This is a genomic window from Microcoleus vaginatus PCC 9802 (genome assembly GCA_022701275.1).
GTDB classification, from domain to species: domain Bacteria; phylum Cyanobacteriota; class Cyanobacteriia; order Cyanobacteriales; family Microcoleaceae; genus Microcoleus; species Microcoleus vaginatus_A.
Genome location: CP031740.1, coordinates 1,125,526 through 1,140,067 on the forward strand (window position 1 = coordinate 1,125,526; position 14,542 = coordinate 1,140,067).

A 14,542-nucleotide genomic window follows, 5' to 3' on the forward strand; every position below is an offset into this window, starting at 1 on the left:
CTGTCGCGCAGCTTTTATGATTGACGAGGAAAAACAGCAAGATCAAGATCCTAGCTCAACTGGGGAAACCACCTCAGAGGGTTCGCCAATGGGAAGTGAAAATCCGGTGGCATCAGGAAACTCGAACGGATCGGCGGATTGGGAGCTCGAACTTGCTCGAGCTTATCAAAGTGCTCAGGGCGATCGCACCCCAGCAAACGCATCGGGGCCTACCGTCACCGGCAGTTCAACAAACAGTCCGACTGCAGACGCGGCGGAGCCTTGGAAGAAGGAACTGGCGCAGGTAACCGAGGAAAAAGAGGCTTTAAAAACTCAGTTGCAAGCCGCATCCGCTCAACTAGAAGAACTGAAAAATCAAAATCTCCGCTTAGCAGCAGATTTTGAAAACTTCCGCAGGCGTACCCAAAAGGAAAAAGAAGAGCTAGATTTACAGGCAAGGTGTCTCACGATCAAACCCCTGTTGCCGGTAATTGACAATTTCGAGCGCGCTCGATCGCACATCAAGCCGCAAACCGATGGCGAAATGAACATTCACAAAAGCTACCAAAGCGTTTACAAGCAAATGGTAGACGGCCTCAAGCAAATCGGGGTTTCTCCGATGCGCCCCGAAGGCGAACAGTTTGACCCCAACCTCCACGAAGCTCTGCTGAGTGAGCCAACTGACGAACACGAGGAAGGAACAATTATCCAAGAACTAGAACGCGGCTACATTCTGGGCGAGCGCGTCTTGCGGCACGCCAAAGTGAAAGTTGCAGCGGCTGGGCTATCTGTGGTAGCCTCAGATGAAAATCCCGATAGTTCAGAAGGTTAATCGGGATACAAGCTACTGCATTCCTCAAAGTCACTGACCCCCGAATAGAATTCGGGGGTTCCAAGGTGGCAGACTCACCAAATTAATTAAAGATGACTAAAAGCAGGTCAGCGCTTGATCCAAAAATTCTGAAAAATGTTTTTACCAGTCTTTGATATTGCTTTAGGACATCAAGTTTATTTCCTACAAATCTAGTCTGGGAATGCTTGTTTAAACAAGCTGAGTCGTTTTTCATCTCCCAACCTGTAGTTGGAGATTTCCAAACATCCCACAAAGTTTTATGAGGCGCTATGGGAAAAATTATTGGAATTGACTTAGGCACGACTAACAGTTGCGTAGCTGTGTTAGAGGGCGGTAAACCCGTCGTGATCGCCAATTCCGAGGGCGGGCGCACAACTCCGAGTATAGTAGGATTTGGCAAGGCGGGCGATCGCTTAGTAGGTCAACTAGCCAAGCGGCAAGCTGTAACTAATGCTGTAAATACTGTCTACAGTATCAAACGATTTATCGGACGGCGGTGGGACGACACGGAAGAAGAACGATCCCGGACTCCCTATACCTGCATAAAAGGCAAAGACGATACCGTTAACGTCCAAATTCGGAACAAGGTTCACACTCCCCAAGAAATCTCGGCAATGGTACTCCAAAAGCTCAAGCAAGATGCTGAAGCTTATTTGGGACAAACTGTTACCCAAGCCGTGATTACAGTGCCAGCCTACTTCACAGACGCCCAGCGGCAAGCTACCAAAGACGCCGGTACGATCGCGGGCCTAGAAGTCCTGCGGATCGTCAACGAACCGACGGCCGCAGCCCTTTCCTACGGGCTGGACAAGCAAAATATAGAACAGAAAATCTTGGTCTTTGACCTGGGTGGCGGTACTTTCGACGTTTCTATCCTGCAACTGGGAGACGGAATTTTTGAAGTCAACGCTACCTCCGGTAACAACCATCTCGGAGGAGATGACTTTGACGACTGCATAGTCCAGTGGCTGGTAGAAGCTTTCCGGACTCAAGAAGGCAGTGACCTGTCACAAGACAAAATGGCCTTGCAGCGCCTTCGAGAAGCGGCGGAAAAAGCGAAAATTGAACTCTCCAACCGGGAATCCACCTCAATCAATCTGCCCTTCATCTCTTCTGACGAGAAAGGGCCGAAGCATTTGGAAATGGAACTCTCCAAAGCTCAGTTTGAAAAACTGGTGGCTCATTTGGTGCAAGCGACGATCGATCCGGTGACTCAAGCCCTCAAAGACGCAAGTTTGACCCCCAAAGACATAGACAGGATTATTTTAGTGGGAGGCTCAACCCGGATTCCGGCAGTTCAAAAGGCAATTAGCAAGTATTTTGGGGGCGTTTCTCCCGATAAATCCGTCAATCCCGACGAAGCTGTAGCGGTAGGCGCGGCAATTCAAGCCGGGGTGTTGGGCGGTGAAGTCAAAGACTTGCTGCTGCTCGATGTGACCCCACTCTCACTGGGACTCGAAACCTTGGGCGGGGTGTTCACCAAAGTAATCGAGCGCAATACAACTATTCCCACCAGCCGATCGCAAATGTACAGCACGGCGGCAGACGGGCAAACCTCGGTAGAAATTCACGTGCTCCAAGGCGAGCGGGCATTGGTTAAAGACAATAAAAGTCTCGGCAAGTTCCTGCTCAAAGGCATTCCCCCAGCTCCCCGTGGCGTACCTCAAATCGAAGTTACCTTTGAAATCGATGCCAATGGCATTCTCAAAGTGGCTGCTGAAGACAAGGGAACCGGAAAAGAACAAAGCATCCAAATTTCCAATACAGGCGGATTGAGCGAAACCGAAGTCGAGCGGATGCGACAAGAAGCCGAACTTTACGCCGACGAAGACATCAAGCGCGCTCTACTCGTCGAACTCAAAAATCAAGCTGACTCCCTCGTCTATAATTGTGGTGTAACTTTAAAAACCAACGCGCAACTGCTGAGCGACGACCTCAAGGCAGAAGCGGAAACAGCCGCAGCAGCCTTGCGGGCAGCGATGACTAACCCCGACATCACAGTCGAGGAACTCACGCCCGCAATCGAATCTTTCAAGCAACTGCTATACTCGCTGGGGACAGCAGTCTACGACCAAGCCCGCAGCGGGGTAGCCCCGTCCGGATCTGTTGGTGAAAGCGAGATGATGTCAGAAGTAGAATCATCAGAACCAGAAGAGGTTAAAGCGGACGACGACAGTATTTTGCTGGAAGAAGAGCTGCTGGTGGCGCCCCAAGCTCCGCCGGAACCAAAGCCGGAACCAAAGCCGCAACCAAAGCCGCAACCAAAGCCGGAACCAAAGCCGGAATCAAAGTCGGAACCAAAGCCGGAACGACAGTCAAAACGACAGTCAAATCCACAGTCAAGTCCACCGTCAAATCCACAGTCAAAACAAAAACAGAAGGTTCCCGAACCAGAAGTTGATGATATGAATCCTTTCCTTTAAAACTGAAAAGCTAAAAGTTAAAAGTTAAAAATTAACAATGAGAATTTTTGATTTTTAATCTGTAATTTCAGGAAAGGTCGCCCGTTTCTTTTTCGTACACTTTTTGTTATTTACCTCCAGGCAAGCAGCTCTATGGCCGGTGATTACTATGAAATATTAGGCGTTTCTCGCAGCGCAGACAAAGAAGAAATTAAGCGTGCTTACCGCCGCCTAGCTCGCAAGTACCATCCAGATGTCAACAAAGAACCCGGTGCCGAGGAGCGGTTTAAAGAAATTAACCGCGCCTACGAGGTACTCTCAGAACCCGAAACCCGCGCCCGTTTCGACCGTTTCGGCGAAGCAGGCGTCAGCGGTGCAGGGGCTCCGGGCTTCCAAGACTTTGGTGACAGTTTTGCCGATATTTTTGAAAGTTTCTTTCAGGGCTTTCAGGGAGGCGTCGGTGGCCAACAACAGCAAGGTCGCAGGCGCAGCGGGCCGGTGCGCGGAGACGATTTGCGACTCGATTTGCGGCTGGACTTTCGCGAAGCAGTGTTTGGTGGGGAAAAAGAACTCCGCATCAAGCATCTAGAAACCTGCGAAACTTGCACCGGGACTGGCGCCAAACCAGGAACCCGACCCCAAACCTGCTCGACTTGTACCGGCAGTGGTCAGGTCCGACGCGCTACCCGCACTCCTTTTGGCAGCTTTACTCAAGTTTCAGTTTGCCCCACTTGCAACGGCACCGGGCAAGTGATTGAGGACAAGTGCGAAACTTGCGGCGGCCGGGGCCAGAAAGAAGTGATGAAAAAGCTGAAAATCACAATTCCGGCTGGGGTGGACAACGGTACTCGCTTGCGCGTTTCCAATGAAGGGGATGCGGGGAAGCTGGGCGGGCCGCCCGGGGATCTTTACGTGTTTTTGGCCGTAAATGAAGACCCGCTATTTAAGCGCGAGGGTACTAACGTTAGCTCGGAAGTTAAGATTAGTTATTTGCAAGCAATTTTGGGGTGCCGGTTGGAAGTGGAAACCGTAGACGGGCCGACGGAATTGTTGATTCCTAGCGGAACTCAGGCGAATACTGTTCTGACTCTTGAGAAAAAAGGGGTGCCTCGGTTGGGAAATCCAGTCAGTCGCGGCGATCATTTGATTACGGTGTCTATTGACATTCCGACTAAGGTGACGGCTGAGGAACGGGAATTGCTGATGCAGCTTGCTAAGCTGAAGGGCGATCGTACCGGTAAAGGGGGCTTGGAAGGGTTTCTGGGTAATTTGTTTCAGAAATAAGCAATTTTTGACACCAATTGGTGTCAAATTTTCCTGTTTCAGGATGCCCCGGCAATTGGTTTTAGTATCTGTCAAAAAATTGTGTGCAATTGCTCACAAAAATTTCAGGTGGGACGCTTCCTAGGGATTCGGTTTCAGCAGCGCTCAAAAAAGTGAGCGCAATTGCGCTCACTTTTTTCAGAAAGAATAATAGTCTGTGTCCAATTGGACACAAAATTTTAGATTCTCCAGTTTCCAGGCAACTTGTTTAAAAAACTAAGGCTTTCAGGATTGGAGATTGCAAAAAGCATTATGAATTCAACATCGAAAATTGAAAGTTCCAAATCCCCAGATGCCAAAATCGATCTGCGGGGTACCCCCTGTCCTCTGAATTTTGTTCGCACTAAACTGCGCTTGGAGCAAATGGCACCGGGTGCTGTTTTGGAAGTGTGGCTGGATGCTGGGGAGCCGATCGAACAAGTGCCCGATAGTCTCAAAATGGAAGGCTACCAGATTCTGGAAACGCAATTTGTCGCGGATGAGCCGGAGTCGGGCTTTTTTTCAATGAAAGTGCAGCGCCCAGAAGACAAGGAAGCAGGATGAGCCTTAATTCGTCCTCGATCATCGGTACTGTAATTGCTGTTCAGGCTAACTTCTACCAAGTGAGGCTAGATCCCGCTGTCTCCATTGACGGGAAAAATGCTCCCCTTGCGGATTCTCCAATTCTCCTGTGCACTCGCCGCACTCGACTGAAAAAAATTGGTCAACAGGTGATGGTGGGCGATCGCGTGGTGGTAGACGAACCGGACTGGACTGAGCGCCGAGGTGCAATTTCTGAAGTCTTCCCGCGCCAAACAGAACTCAACCGCCCGCCTGTAGCTAATGCCGATCGCATTCTCCTCGTTTTTGCCCTCGCCGAACCCGACTTAGATCCCGCATCATTAACTCGGTTTTTAGTCAAGGCAGAATCTACAGGTTTAGAGGTGAGTTTGTGCCTGAACAAATGCGATTTGGTCACGCCCCAAGAGTTGGAACAGTGGCGCGATCGGCTTTCAGGCTGGGGTTACGAACCAATGTTTATTAGCGTCCGCAGCGGTGCAGGAGTTCAGGAAGCCCCCGCTACTGGTCAAAATGAAGTTTCTGCCTCGGAACCGCCTTTCCATGACTTAGTGGAGAACAGAGAGCCATCTATGCTGAGTTCTGAGGATAACCCTCAACTTCCAAATTCGCTCAAGCCGTTACATCCGTTAAACCCCGTACATAGCCCGTTGCCGAACTTGCTTCTAGACCACCTGCAAGGGAAAATAACGGTAATTTGTGGCCCTTCTGGGGTTGGCAAGTCCAGCTTGATCAACCAACTGATCCCGGCCCTGAATCTCCGAGTGAACACTGTTTCCGGCAAACTCGGCCGCGGGCGCCATACGACTCGCCACGTCGAACTATTTGAACTCCCCGGCGGCGGACTTTTGGCCGATACTCCCGGCTTTAATCAGCCGGCTCTCGAATGCGATCCCTCAGAATTAGGGGAATATTTCCCAGAAGCGCGCCAGAGGCTGGCTTTGGGTAGCTGCCAGTTTAGCGACTGTTCGCACCGAGACGAGCCTAACTGTGTCGTGCGGGGCGCTTGGGAGCGCTATGAGTATTACTTGCAGTTTCTCGAAGAGGCGATCGTCCGCCAACAAGCTCTGCAAAACTCCAGCAGCGCCGAATCGAGTTTGAAGCAGCAAACCAAGTCTGATGGTACGCAGCATTACGAACCGAAGCTGCAAACTAAAAAATATCGCCGCTCTTCCCGCCGCCTTCAACACCAGTCACTCCAAGATATGTGTCAAGACTTAGAGGAATTGTGAGGAAGTCGCCGCCCATGGCCTGCAGGCGCTAGAAAACCGTACCCAGACTTACCCCGAAACTGGGTTCGAGCGAGGAAAATATAGAGGTTGCACTCCTCGGACCCCGTTCCCATGCAGCCGGTGTCTTTAGTGGCGAGGGCGTAAGTCCTGAGTACATTAATAGCTAAAATTAAATGGCCTTAGATTTGTTAAAAAAAGTAGAACAGAAGCAAAAGTTAGCGGGTACTGCAGGAGCAAAAATATTGTGAATATTCAAGAACTGTTTGAAAAAGGCGGCCCCGCCATGTGGCCCCTGTTGCTGTTATCGATTCTATCTTTGAGTACAATTATCGAGCGCTTGTGGTTTTGGGCGAGCCTCCTGAGCAAAGAAAAGCAGATAGTTAACCGTATTCTGGAAGCGGCTCGCAGCGATTGGGGGGCGGCTAACGAGATTGCCAGACAAGCTAACCGACAGCCGATCGGGCGATTTCTTTCTGCACCCCTGCGGCTCTACAATCCCGAACCAGATTTATTTCGACTCGCACTCGAAGCTGCAGCCGATGAAGAGTTGGCTTCAATGCGTCGCGGTGACAAACTCTTAGAAGCTACGATCGCTCTAGCCCCTTTGCTGGGCTTGCTGGGAACAGTTCTGGGCTTGATTAACTCGCTCAGTTCTATCCGTCTGGGCGACATCGGCACGGCGGCAACAACTGGCGTAACTTTGGGGATTAGCGAGGCGCTGATCACGACTGCTACTGGGATGGTAGTAGCAATTTTTACCTTGGCGTTTTATCGGATATTTCAAGCTTTTTTGTTCAACCAGACAAAAATATTTCGCAAAGCTGGAAATGAACTGGAATTGCTTTACAGGCAATACTGGCCGGCAGCTAATGCTAAGGGTCGATCGCCCGGTCCAGAATACAGCAATTCTTCTTTTGGTGCAGATGGTTTGAACAGGCGTTCTCTCAATTCTCAAGAGGAGCGAGAACGGAATCGGGAGCCGAAATTGAAAGGTTCCGATCCGGCTGAAGATTCACCTTCTAATAATTAAAACTCCAGAGAACTGATGAAGATTAATCTAGATACTCCTGCTGAAGAGGCTCGGATAGACCTGGTGCCTTTAATTGACGTGATCTTTTGCATTCTGACGTTTTTTCTGCTGGCCGCTTTGCAACTGACTCGCCAGCAAGCAATTAATGTCGATTTGCCTAAGGCGAAGACGGGACAAGTACAGATGCGAGAGATGCTGATTGTCAGCATTGACGATTTCGGGCAAACTTATATCGATCAATTGCCTGTTAATTACCAACAGCTCGATCGAGTTTTAAAGAGTTTCCAAAGTAAAAATCCTACGGGTTTGATGGTGCTGTACGCTCCTCAGAATGCGAGATATGCCAAAGTTGTGGAGGTTTTAGACAAATTGAGAGAGGTAGGGGGCGATCGAGTGGCTCTAGCAACTCTTCCTAGTTCAGCTCCCTCGCCCCTGCCGAATCCCTCGGTTCCCAATTCTGGCATTCCTGCGGCACCTGCGATCGGCAATTCCGGTCAACCCCTGCCGTCTCCTGTCCCTCCGGGGCAGCAACAGTTCAATCCCAATCAGTTTCAATCTCCTCTCCCCGCTCCCGGGCAGCAGCAGTTCAATCCCAATCAGTTTCAATCTCCTCTCCCCTCTCCCGGGCAGCAGCCTAGCAACTTTGGGGCAAATCAGGGCATTCCTCCTGTTTCGCCTGCACCCGCTACTCCCAATTTCAGACCAGGAGCGGCCGCTCCACCCCAGGATGGCGGGCCCTCGAATTAGTTAGAAGGAAGAAGGGAGAACAGAGAAATAGAAATTCTCCGACTCTCCCCATCTTCCACTCTCGACATCTTCCACTCTCCACATCTTCCGCTCTCCCCATCTTCCTCATTTTCCAATCTCCTGCTCTCCTCATCTTCCACTCTCCTCATCTTCCAATCTCCGCCTCTCCCCCTCTCCTCATTTCCCCCTCTCCCCTCGCGGAGAGAAGCTCCGCCCGATTTGGTATAAAGGGCTTCAATTCTTTTGGTTCGTACTGAGCCTTTTTCCTCTTGACAAGTAGATACAGTTGTATATGCCTGCAGAAGGAACTTTTGCAGACATCTCGCCATCTCTCTCCCTAAGTAAGTTCTTTCCTGGGACAGATGGTAACTTTGTCAAATGATTGTTACCTTTTGTAATATAGACTAAAGCCAGATGGGCCATCGGGCATCCCGAAACCAACGGTCGATCGCTGAAACAACTTACAAATCTGGTTAATCCAGGTGTTCACTTTTAAGTCACCTTTACTTACAGAGGAGTCAAAGTCATGAGCCAACCAGCAGAATTGTCTTTGGAACAGCAATTTAGCCTGTGTTCCTTCAAAACACAGGTAAGTGACATGAGCCGCGAACAAGCTCAAGAGTTTTTGGTCAAGCTTTACGAGCAAATGATGCTTCGGGAAACCATGTACCGCCATTTTTTGAAACACCACTGGGGTTTAGAACCTAACCCAGGCGTTGAGTAACAAAGAGTCGCAGTCGGCGACCTCCGTCTCTTACTCTCTTCCCTCAGGCGGAAAGGAGTTGGGGGTGATGGGGCGTCACTCGAAGGCAGAAGGTAGAAGACCTGTATAGAGACTTGAGGAAAATTGGACAGTTTCTTTGTGGATTTCACTCGAATTGCGGAGTAAAACTAAGAATTTTGTCGATCGACCACAGGAGAGCGCAAAAATAATTTATGGCGCCTAGACTCGAAAATTGAATAACTATTAATAATAAGTGTTAATTTTTTAACCAATTAAAATTTTTAACAAATTTAATATATTTGTCTTTAGTGGCAGCGGATGAGGTTTGACAACAATGGTGCTAGTCGGACATCTGAGCGCGACCTCCGACTAGCCAAACCTTCAATTTTCACATCAAACCCTAGAACTCGCAAATGTGAACTCTAGAAAGAGTTATTCCCCCTGACGTTCCAGAGTCGCCTCCATTGTATTCGTCAAGTAATGACCAGACATGATGCCGCTAGATTGGTAGTAGCGGTTGTCATCAACCCGGTGAAGGGTGTCAAAACCCGTCCGCCGCTGGCGTTCGTCTCCCAATACCCAATAACGCTGGACGATCGACTGGGGAGCAATCCAACCTTCGCCCTCGACGCGGCCGAGTTCGCTGTGTTGGAGTACAAACGTATACTGCCGTTCATCGCTGTTGAGGTGTCCTCGGTACTGCAAAATAATTTCTTCGCGATCGCCTCCAGGAAATACGAGCTTTGTCACCATACTGAACCAATCTGTTCGGTTCCAGCTCACTAAAGTTTTGCCTTTAACCGTAATTGGCACGCCATTGCGCTCAATCCAGCTTCCTTCGAGCGTCCATTGGCCAGATTCCATTAAAAACGTGTGAGCCACAGTGCTGTTCCTATGCTTTTCCTGCTGGCTACAATGCTGGTGCAACAACGCACAGCCGTTGTCCCTCAGACTCTATGCTATCACGCCCAACTGTGCCAACAAGAGTTAATTTCTCCTAAAAGTACCGATGTCCGGGCACCAGTAACTTGAGGCAGATTGCCGGGAATGCCCCGAACCCGCCATGCGGCTAAAACCGCGAAAGCGATCGCCTCTTTAAAATCTACATTCAAGCCTGCCTCAGAAGTAGTCAACACTTGCACTGGATGCAATTGAGATTGCAATCGGCGTTTCAAGTAGAGATTGTGGCTGCCGCCCCCGCATAGTAAAACTCGATCGGGCATAGCCGGTAAAAAAGTTTGGTAACTGTGAACGATCGAGGCAACAGTCAGTTCTGTCAGAGTAGCCAGCACATCAGCAGGACTGAGGTTGTAACCTTGGGCCTCGACCAAACACCTGTCAAAATAGTCTACACCAAATAGCTCTCGCCCCGTTGATTTCGGCGGTGCTTGGCGGAAGAACTCTGATGCGAACCAATCCTCGACTAAAGCTTGACAGGGAGTGCCCGATGCCGCCCAAGCTCCACCTTCGTCGATCGTCTTAGTGCCGCCTGAGAAGTGCTGTACTGCCAAATCTAACAGGGAATTCGCCGGGCCTGTATCCCAGCCCGATATCCCATTCCCAAGACTGAAAATCTCAGACTCGTCATTGTTTCCCCCTTTTCCTCTGGCAGGAAGATAGGTAACATTGCCAATTCCCCCCAGATTTTGGATGCAGAGGCTGATGTTGGGTTCCGCCAGCAGGCAGGCATCAACTATTGACACTAAGGGTGCTCCTTGACCCCCGGCAGCAATGTCTGCAGATCGAAAGTTACTCACAGTAGTAATTCCTGTCAATTCCGCAATTAGCGCGCCCCGCCCGAGTTGCAAGCTGTAGCCCATTAACGCACCGGCGCTGTCTTTCTGGGCTTTCCCAGCAGGTCGGTGGTAGACGGTTTGACCGTGAGAGCCGATTAATTCGGCATTATCATATTCTGCTTGAATTGTCAATGCCGCCGTGGCAAATTCTTGGGCGATGGCATCATCTAATTGGGCTAGTTCAGCCATTGACAAAGCTGAGCCACTGCAAACTGAGAGAATTTGCGATCGCAAATTAGCAGGATAAGGGAAAGTCTTGCCCGCCACCAATTGCACTTTCAAGTCTGTTTGGGAACCGACCACATCCACCAAAGCAGCATCAATGCCATCCACCGAGGTGCCGCTGATCAAACCGATAACGCGGGTCATTCAATTTTAGATTTTAGATTTTAGATTTTAGATTTTTCGATTTTAGATAGTTGGGTGCGATCGGGCGATCGAATATTATTTGAGGTCGATTGTCACGATCACCACAGTAATATTATCGCGTCCACCTTTATCCTTAGCTGCTTGAATTAAAGCATTTGCAGCGCCCTCGCAGGCGCGAATCGACTTCAGAGGCGAAGCAATCAAAGGATCGGAAAGTTCTTCAGTCAAGCCATCGCTGCAGAGCAGCAAGCGATCCCCAGGCTGCACCTCCACCGGCAAAATATCTATCTCCCGCAAATCATCGCGGCCCAAACACTGGGACAAAACGTGACGCCAAGGATGAGTGCGAGCCTGGTCGGGAGTTAGGGCCTTTCTTTTCACAGCCTGAGCCACCCAAGTCTGGTCTTCAGTAATCTGTTCCAAGCGAGAGCCGTGCAGTCGGTACAAGCGAGAGTCGCCGATATTAGCGCACCAGGGTCGGCCCTCATCCCTAAACATTAGAACCACAGCCGTAGTTCCCATATCAGCACGCTCGGGGTGGTCGAGCTGATCCGTCAAAATTGCTTGATTGGCAATTAAAAAAGCCTTTTCCAACAACAGCGGAGAATCCTCAGGCCCTTCCCAATGTTCGAGCAAATAAGATTGAATCGCCTGAGTCGCAATCCGGCTGGCTTCTTGACCTCCGGCGTGTCCTCCCATTCCATCGGCCACTATGAAAAATCGCCCATCAGAGTCTATATAGTACGAATCCTGATTTACGGAACGAACTAGCCCTGTGTCTGTCTTACCTGCGAAAGAGCGTTTCATAGATTGGGTGATTGGACTCATCGAACTTAAAAGCTTGATTTAATGGGGTGCGATGTTTTCTTCCAAAACTTAAATCCCGAACGGCAGTTGAAATTTCTGCAGCCCACGATCGCGAGTTTTGAAAAAATTGCACTTCCTTGACCTCATATTGTAGATCGTATGATGGTAATCCCATCTTAAAATTTTGCTAAATCCAGTAAATTCAGCAGCACCTGCAAAACAAAACTGGATTTCTACCCAAAATTAGAGGTTTGGCTGGCGAGAAATCTAGGCAGCAACCGGGTGTTTTAGCCTCAAAGCGCGTAAGTGTTGTAAATTCCAGCAATCTGTGGTCAGCCAGCCAAAACTTAACATTCGATGTCATATTTTGGCTGGCGAGAAATCTCAAACCTGAAATTTCAAATCGCAAATTGCACAATTATGACATCCTGTCTAAACGATCGATCCGCTTGAACAAACGCATAAGAGCAAACCCTGCACCCGCCGCCAGCACTGCCACAGCCACAGCCGGCCAGACTTGATTACTGACAAACAAAATTGTCGCCGACAAAGTAAAAGCACTCATCAGCAAAGCATAATTCGTGCCCATTTGAGCGCTGCTCATGCGGCGGAGCAAGCGCTCTGTTTCGGCAGAACGGACGCGAATCCGCAAATCTCCCTGTTCGAGTTTGTCAATAGTCTCCTCAATCCGGCGGGGCAAACCCAAAGCACTCGAACTCACCTGAGCCGCCTGACGGCCGATTTCGTTAAAAATGCTGCTACTTGTATCATGGCCATTTCCATTAGTCATAAGCTGCATGGCAAAAGGTTGTGCCACCTCCATAAAGTTGAACTCGGGATCTAAACCTCGGCCCACCCCTTCGATTGTGGAAAAAGCTCGCATTACAAAAGTAAAAGTAGCTGGGAAGCGAAAAGGTTGGTTGTAGGCAATATCGTAAAGGTCGTCGGTAATCGCGCTCACAGACTGATTTTCAAAAGGCTTGTCCATGAAATTGTCCAGCATATACTGGATCGATCGGCGCACCGGACTCATATCACCCGTAGGCACCAAAGCTCCCAAATTGATCAGAGAATCCATAATCCGCTGTCCATCCTTGGAAGCAATCCCGTAGAGCGTCTCCATCAGTCCTTCGCGGACGTTCGACTGGATTTGCCCCATCATGCCAAAATCGTAGAAAATCAGACAACCGTCAGCACTAACAGCGATGTTGCCGGGGTGTGGGTCAGCGTGGAAAAAGCCGTCGTTGAGTAACTGGCGCAAATAAGCTTTTGCCCCCAACTGAGCGATTAATTTACGATCGATACCGGCCGCTTCCAAAGCTTCGTAGTGGCTGATTTTAATCCCGGGCAGGTATTCCAAAGTCAGCACTCGCGGAGCCGCGTACCGCCAATAAACCCTCGGCACCCGCACCCAGTCACAGTTGCTAAAATTGCGGCGAAAAGTATCAGCATTGCGGCCTTCATGGAGATAGTCAATTTCCAGCCACAGAATGCGACAGCATTCCTCATAAATCCCCATCCAATCTCGACCGCGGCCCCACTTAGGATGGTTTTGAAAGTAGCGGGCAATTCCCTTAAGAATTTGCAAATCGATCTCGAACAGTTTCCGCAGTCCCGGTCGCTGTACCTTGACCACCACTTCCGGGCCCGAATGGAGTTGAGCTTTGTGTACCTGACCCAGACTTGCAGCAGCCAGGGGTACTGGGTCAAAGCTGCGGTAGAGTTCTTGAACTGTCTTGCCCAAATCTTGCTCAACAATTACCTCTAACTGCTCGTAGCTGAAAGCAGGGACTTTATCTTGCAGCTTAGAAAGTTCCTCCACAAACTCTGCTGGGAACAAGTCGGCGCGGGTGGAAAATAACTGCCCAACTTTAATGAAAGTTGGCCCCAAATCCAAGAGTGTTTCTCGAACCCAGATAGCTTGAAAGCGGCGTCTGGCCACTTTCTTTTCTTCAGTCACGCCTCCCCAGTAGCTCCAATTTTTGCTATCGAGCCAGAGGGAAGCCAGCCAGAGCAAGACAAAGGCCCAAATGTCGAAGAAGCGCCGCTTCCGGGAATATTTTTCGCGGTTCCAGCGATAAGCTTTACTTTTGTAGGATTTACTAGCAGTTTTTGGCTCATCGGCTTCGCCAGTGTGCTTGGGGGAGCGCTGGCGATTAACAGAGTCATCAAGGAGAGCAGACACTTGGGTTCCCAAATTGCTTATTTTATGTTGTTGCTTTGATTGAAAGTAGGAGCGCAGGAGCGCAAAGCAATGCGCTCACGTAGTAAATAATAGTTGTGGTCGAATCGATCGCTAGGGCAAACTGCTGCGGTAACGCTGCAATTCCGATCGCACCAGAGCCACTTCGGCGCGCAGCTCGTCAATAGTCGCTTGCAAATCTGCAGGATGGATGTCTTGAATGGTTGTGGTGCTTGCAGTGCCAGTTCTGGTCTGCATCGCCTCATCCGAAGCTCGATTTGCCCGTTCCACAACTCGATCTGTGAATTGCCGCAGGCGTTCTCTTTGTTCTGCGTCAAATTTGCCGAGTTCTGAGAAAGCGTTGATTGCTGCGCTTTCTAATTGCTCGTACAGTGCTTCGGCAAGTGCTCGGCCTACAAAAAAAGCATGAACTGGGGGTTTACTCATAAAAAATCTCTGTGCGCTTCCGCAACAAATTATAACTTGCTTGTCCCCGATGATGCTTGCTCCCAAAGGAAGGAAGTTTGGGGGAATTGACGC

14 protein-coding genes are annotated in these 14,542 nt (G+C 49.8%); 8 read left to right on the forward strand and 6 right to left on the reverse strand.

Annotated features, from left to right (window positions below; all coding sequences use genetic code 11):
* Positions 1–16: 16 nt before the first annotated feature.
* From grpE to D0A34_04830, 7 genes are all read left to right on the forward strand, one after another.
* Positions 17–811, forward strand: coding sequence for a nucleotide exchange factor GrpE (gene grpE / locus D0A34_04800; GenBank protein UNU18275.1), 795 nt, complete (start codon positions 17–19; stop codon positions 809–811).
* 290 nt (positions 812–1,101) lie between these two features.
* Positions 1,102–3,255, forward strand: a complete 2,154-nt coding sequence (gene dnaK / locus D0A34_04805; GenBank protein UNU18276.1) for a molecular chaperone DnaK — start codon at positions 1,102–1,104, stop codon at positions 3,253–3,255.
* A gap of 132 nt (positions 3,256–3,387) precedes the next feature.
* Positions 3,388–4,518: a molecular chaperone DnaJ gene (gene dnaJ, locus D0A34_04810; protein ID UNU18277.1), complete on the forward strand. Its 1,131-nt coding sequence runs from the start codon at positions 3,388–3,390 to the stop codon at positions 4,516–4,518.
* Between the two features lie 291 nt (positions 4,519–4,809).
* On the forward strand, positions 4,810–5,100 hold the full coding sequence (locus tag D0A34_04815; GenBank protein UNU18278.1) for a sulfurtransferase TusA family protein: 291 nt from the start codon (positions 4,810–4,812) through the stop codon (positions 5,098–5,100).
* Complete coding sequence (gene rsgA, locus D0A34_04820) at positions 5,097–6,347, forward strand: ribosome small subunit-dependent GTPase A (GenBank protein ID UNU18279.1); 1,251 nt, start codon at positions 5,097–5,099, stop codon at positions 6,345–6,347. Before D0A34_04815 ends, rsgA begins: the two co-directional genes overlap by 4 nt.
* A gap of 244 nt (positions 6,348–6,591) precedes the next feature.
* Positions 6,592–7,377, forward strand: coding sequence for a MotA/TolQ/ExbB proton channel family protein (locus tag D0A34_04825; GenBank protein UNU18280.1), 786 nt, complete (start codon positions 6,592–6,594; stop codon positions 7,375–7,377).
* Positions 7,378–7,392: 15 nt separating this feature from the next.
* The gene (locus D0A34_04830; GenBank protein ID UNU18281.1) at positions 7,393–8,124 is read left to right on the forward strand and encodes a biopolymer transporter ExbD; all 732 of its coding nucleotides are present in this window, start codon (positions 7,393–7,395) and stop codon (positions 8,122–8,124) included.
* Here the strand turns inward: D0A34_04830 and D0A34_04835 are convergent.
* Positions 8,121–8,453: a hypothetical protein gene (locus D0A34_04835; protein ID UNU18282.1), complete on the reverse strand. Its 333-nt coding sequence runs from the start codon at positions 8,451–8,453 to the stop codon at positions 8,121–8,123. The two genes, D0A34_04830 and D0A34_04835, sit on opposite strands and share 4 nt — an antisense overlap.
* 197 nt (positions 8,454–8,650) lie before the next feature.
* Between D0A34_04835 and D0A34_04840 the strand changes: the two genes are divergently transcribed.
* Complete coding sequence (locus D0A34_04840; protein ID UNU18283.1) at positions 8,651–8,848, forward strand: NblA-related protein; 198 nt, start codon at positions 8,651–8,653, stop codon at positions 8,846–8,848.
* Between the two features lie 432 nt (positions 8,849–9,280).
* Here D0A34_04840 and D0A34_04845 read toward each other — a convergent pair whose 3' ends face one another.
* The 5 genes from D0A34_04845 to D0A34_04865 all read right to left on the reverse strand — a co-directional run bounded on the left by D0A34_04845 (position 9,281) and on the right by D0A34_04865 (position 14,449).
* Positions 9,281–9,712: a hypothetical protein gene (locus tag D0A34_04845; protein ID UNU18284.1), complete on the reverse strand. Its 432-nt coding sequence runs from the start codon at positions 9,710–9,712 to the stop codon at positions 9,281–9,283.
* Positions 9,713–9,810: 98 nt separating this feature from the next.
* Positions 9,811–11,013 carry an anhydro-N-acetylmuramic acid kinase gene (locus D0A34_04850; GenBank protein ID UNU18285.1) on the reverse strand — a complete coding sequence of 401 codons (1,203 nt, stop codon included), beginning with the start codon at positions 11,011–11,013 and terminating at the stop codon, positions 9,811–9,813.
* A 75-nt stretch (positions 11,014–11,088) separates the two neighbouring features.
* Positions 11,089–11,841, reverse strand: coding sequence for a serine/threonine-protein phosphatase (locus D0A34_04855; GenBank protein UNU18286.1), 753 nt, complete (start codon positions 11,839–11,841; stop codon positions 11,089–11,091).
* Between the two features lie 397 nt (positions 11,842–12,238).
* A complete protein-coding gene (locus D0A34_04860; protein UNU18287.1) occupies positions 12,239–14,005 on the reverse strand; it encodes an AarF/ABC1/UbiB kinase family protein in 1,767 nt (588 codons plus the stop codon).
* 111 nt (positions 14,006–14,116) lie between these two features.
* On the reverse strand, positions 14,117–14,449 hold the full coding sequence (locus tag D0A34_04865; GenBank protein UNU18288.1) for a hypothetical protein: 333 nt from the start codon (positions 14,447–14,449) through the stop codon (positions 14,117–14,119).
* Positions 14,450–14,542 lie beyond the last annotated feature (93 nt).

What these genes read in the sequence shown, in the direction of transcription:
- grpE (UNU18275.1), top strand. Translation starts at nt 17, where the DNA reads ATGATTGACGAGGAAAAACAGCAAGATCAAGATCCTAGCTCAACTGGG.
- dnaK (UNU18276.1), top strand. Translation starts at nt 1,102, where the DNA reads ATGGGAAAAATTATTGGAATTGACTTAGGCACGACTAACAGTTGCGTA.
- dnaJ (UNU18277.1), top strand. Translation starts at nt 3,388, where the DNA reads ATGGCCGGTGATTACTATGAAATATTAGGCGTTTCTCGCAGCGCAGAC.
- D0A34_04815 (UNU18278.1), top strand. Translation starts at nt 4,810, where the DNA reads ATGAATTCAACATCGAAAATTGAAAGTTCCAAATCCCCAGATGCCAAA.
- rsgA (UNU18279.1), top strand. Translation starts at nt 5,097, where the DNA reads ATGAGCCTTAATTCGTCCTCGATCATCGGTACTGTAATTGCTGTTCAG.
- D0A34_04830 (UNU18281.1), top strand. Translation starts at nt 7,393, where the DNA reads ATGAAGATTAATCTAGATACTCCTGCTGAAGAGGCTCGGATAGACCTG.
- D0A34_04835 (UNU18282.1), bottom strand. Translation starts at nt 8,453, where the DNA reads ATGGCGAGATGTCTGCAAAAGTTCCTTCTGCAGGCATATACAACTGTA.
- D0A34_04840 (UNU18283.1), top strand. Translation starts at nt 8,651, where the DNA reads ATGAGCCAACCAGCAGAATTGTCTTTGGAACAGCAATTTAGCCTGTGT.
- D0A34_04845 (UNU18284.1), bottom strand. Translation starts at nt 9,712, where the DNA reads ATGGAATCTGGCCAATGGACGCTCGAAGGAAGCTGGATTGAGCGCAAT.
- D0A34_04850 (UNU18285.1), bottom strand. Translation starts at nt 11,013, where the DNA reads ATGACCCGCGTTATCGGTTTGATCAGCGGCACCTCGGTGGATGGCATT.
- D0A34_04855 (UNU18286.1), bottom strand. Translation starts at nt 11,841, where the DNA reads ATGAGTCCAATCACCCAATCTATGAAACGCTCTTTCGCAGGTAAGACA.
- D0A34_04865 (UNU18288.1), bottom strand. Translation starts at nt 14,449, where the DNA reads ATGAGTAAACCCCCAGTTCATGCTTTTTTTGTAGGCCGAGCACTTGCC.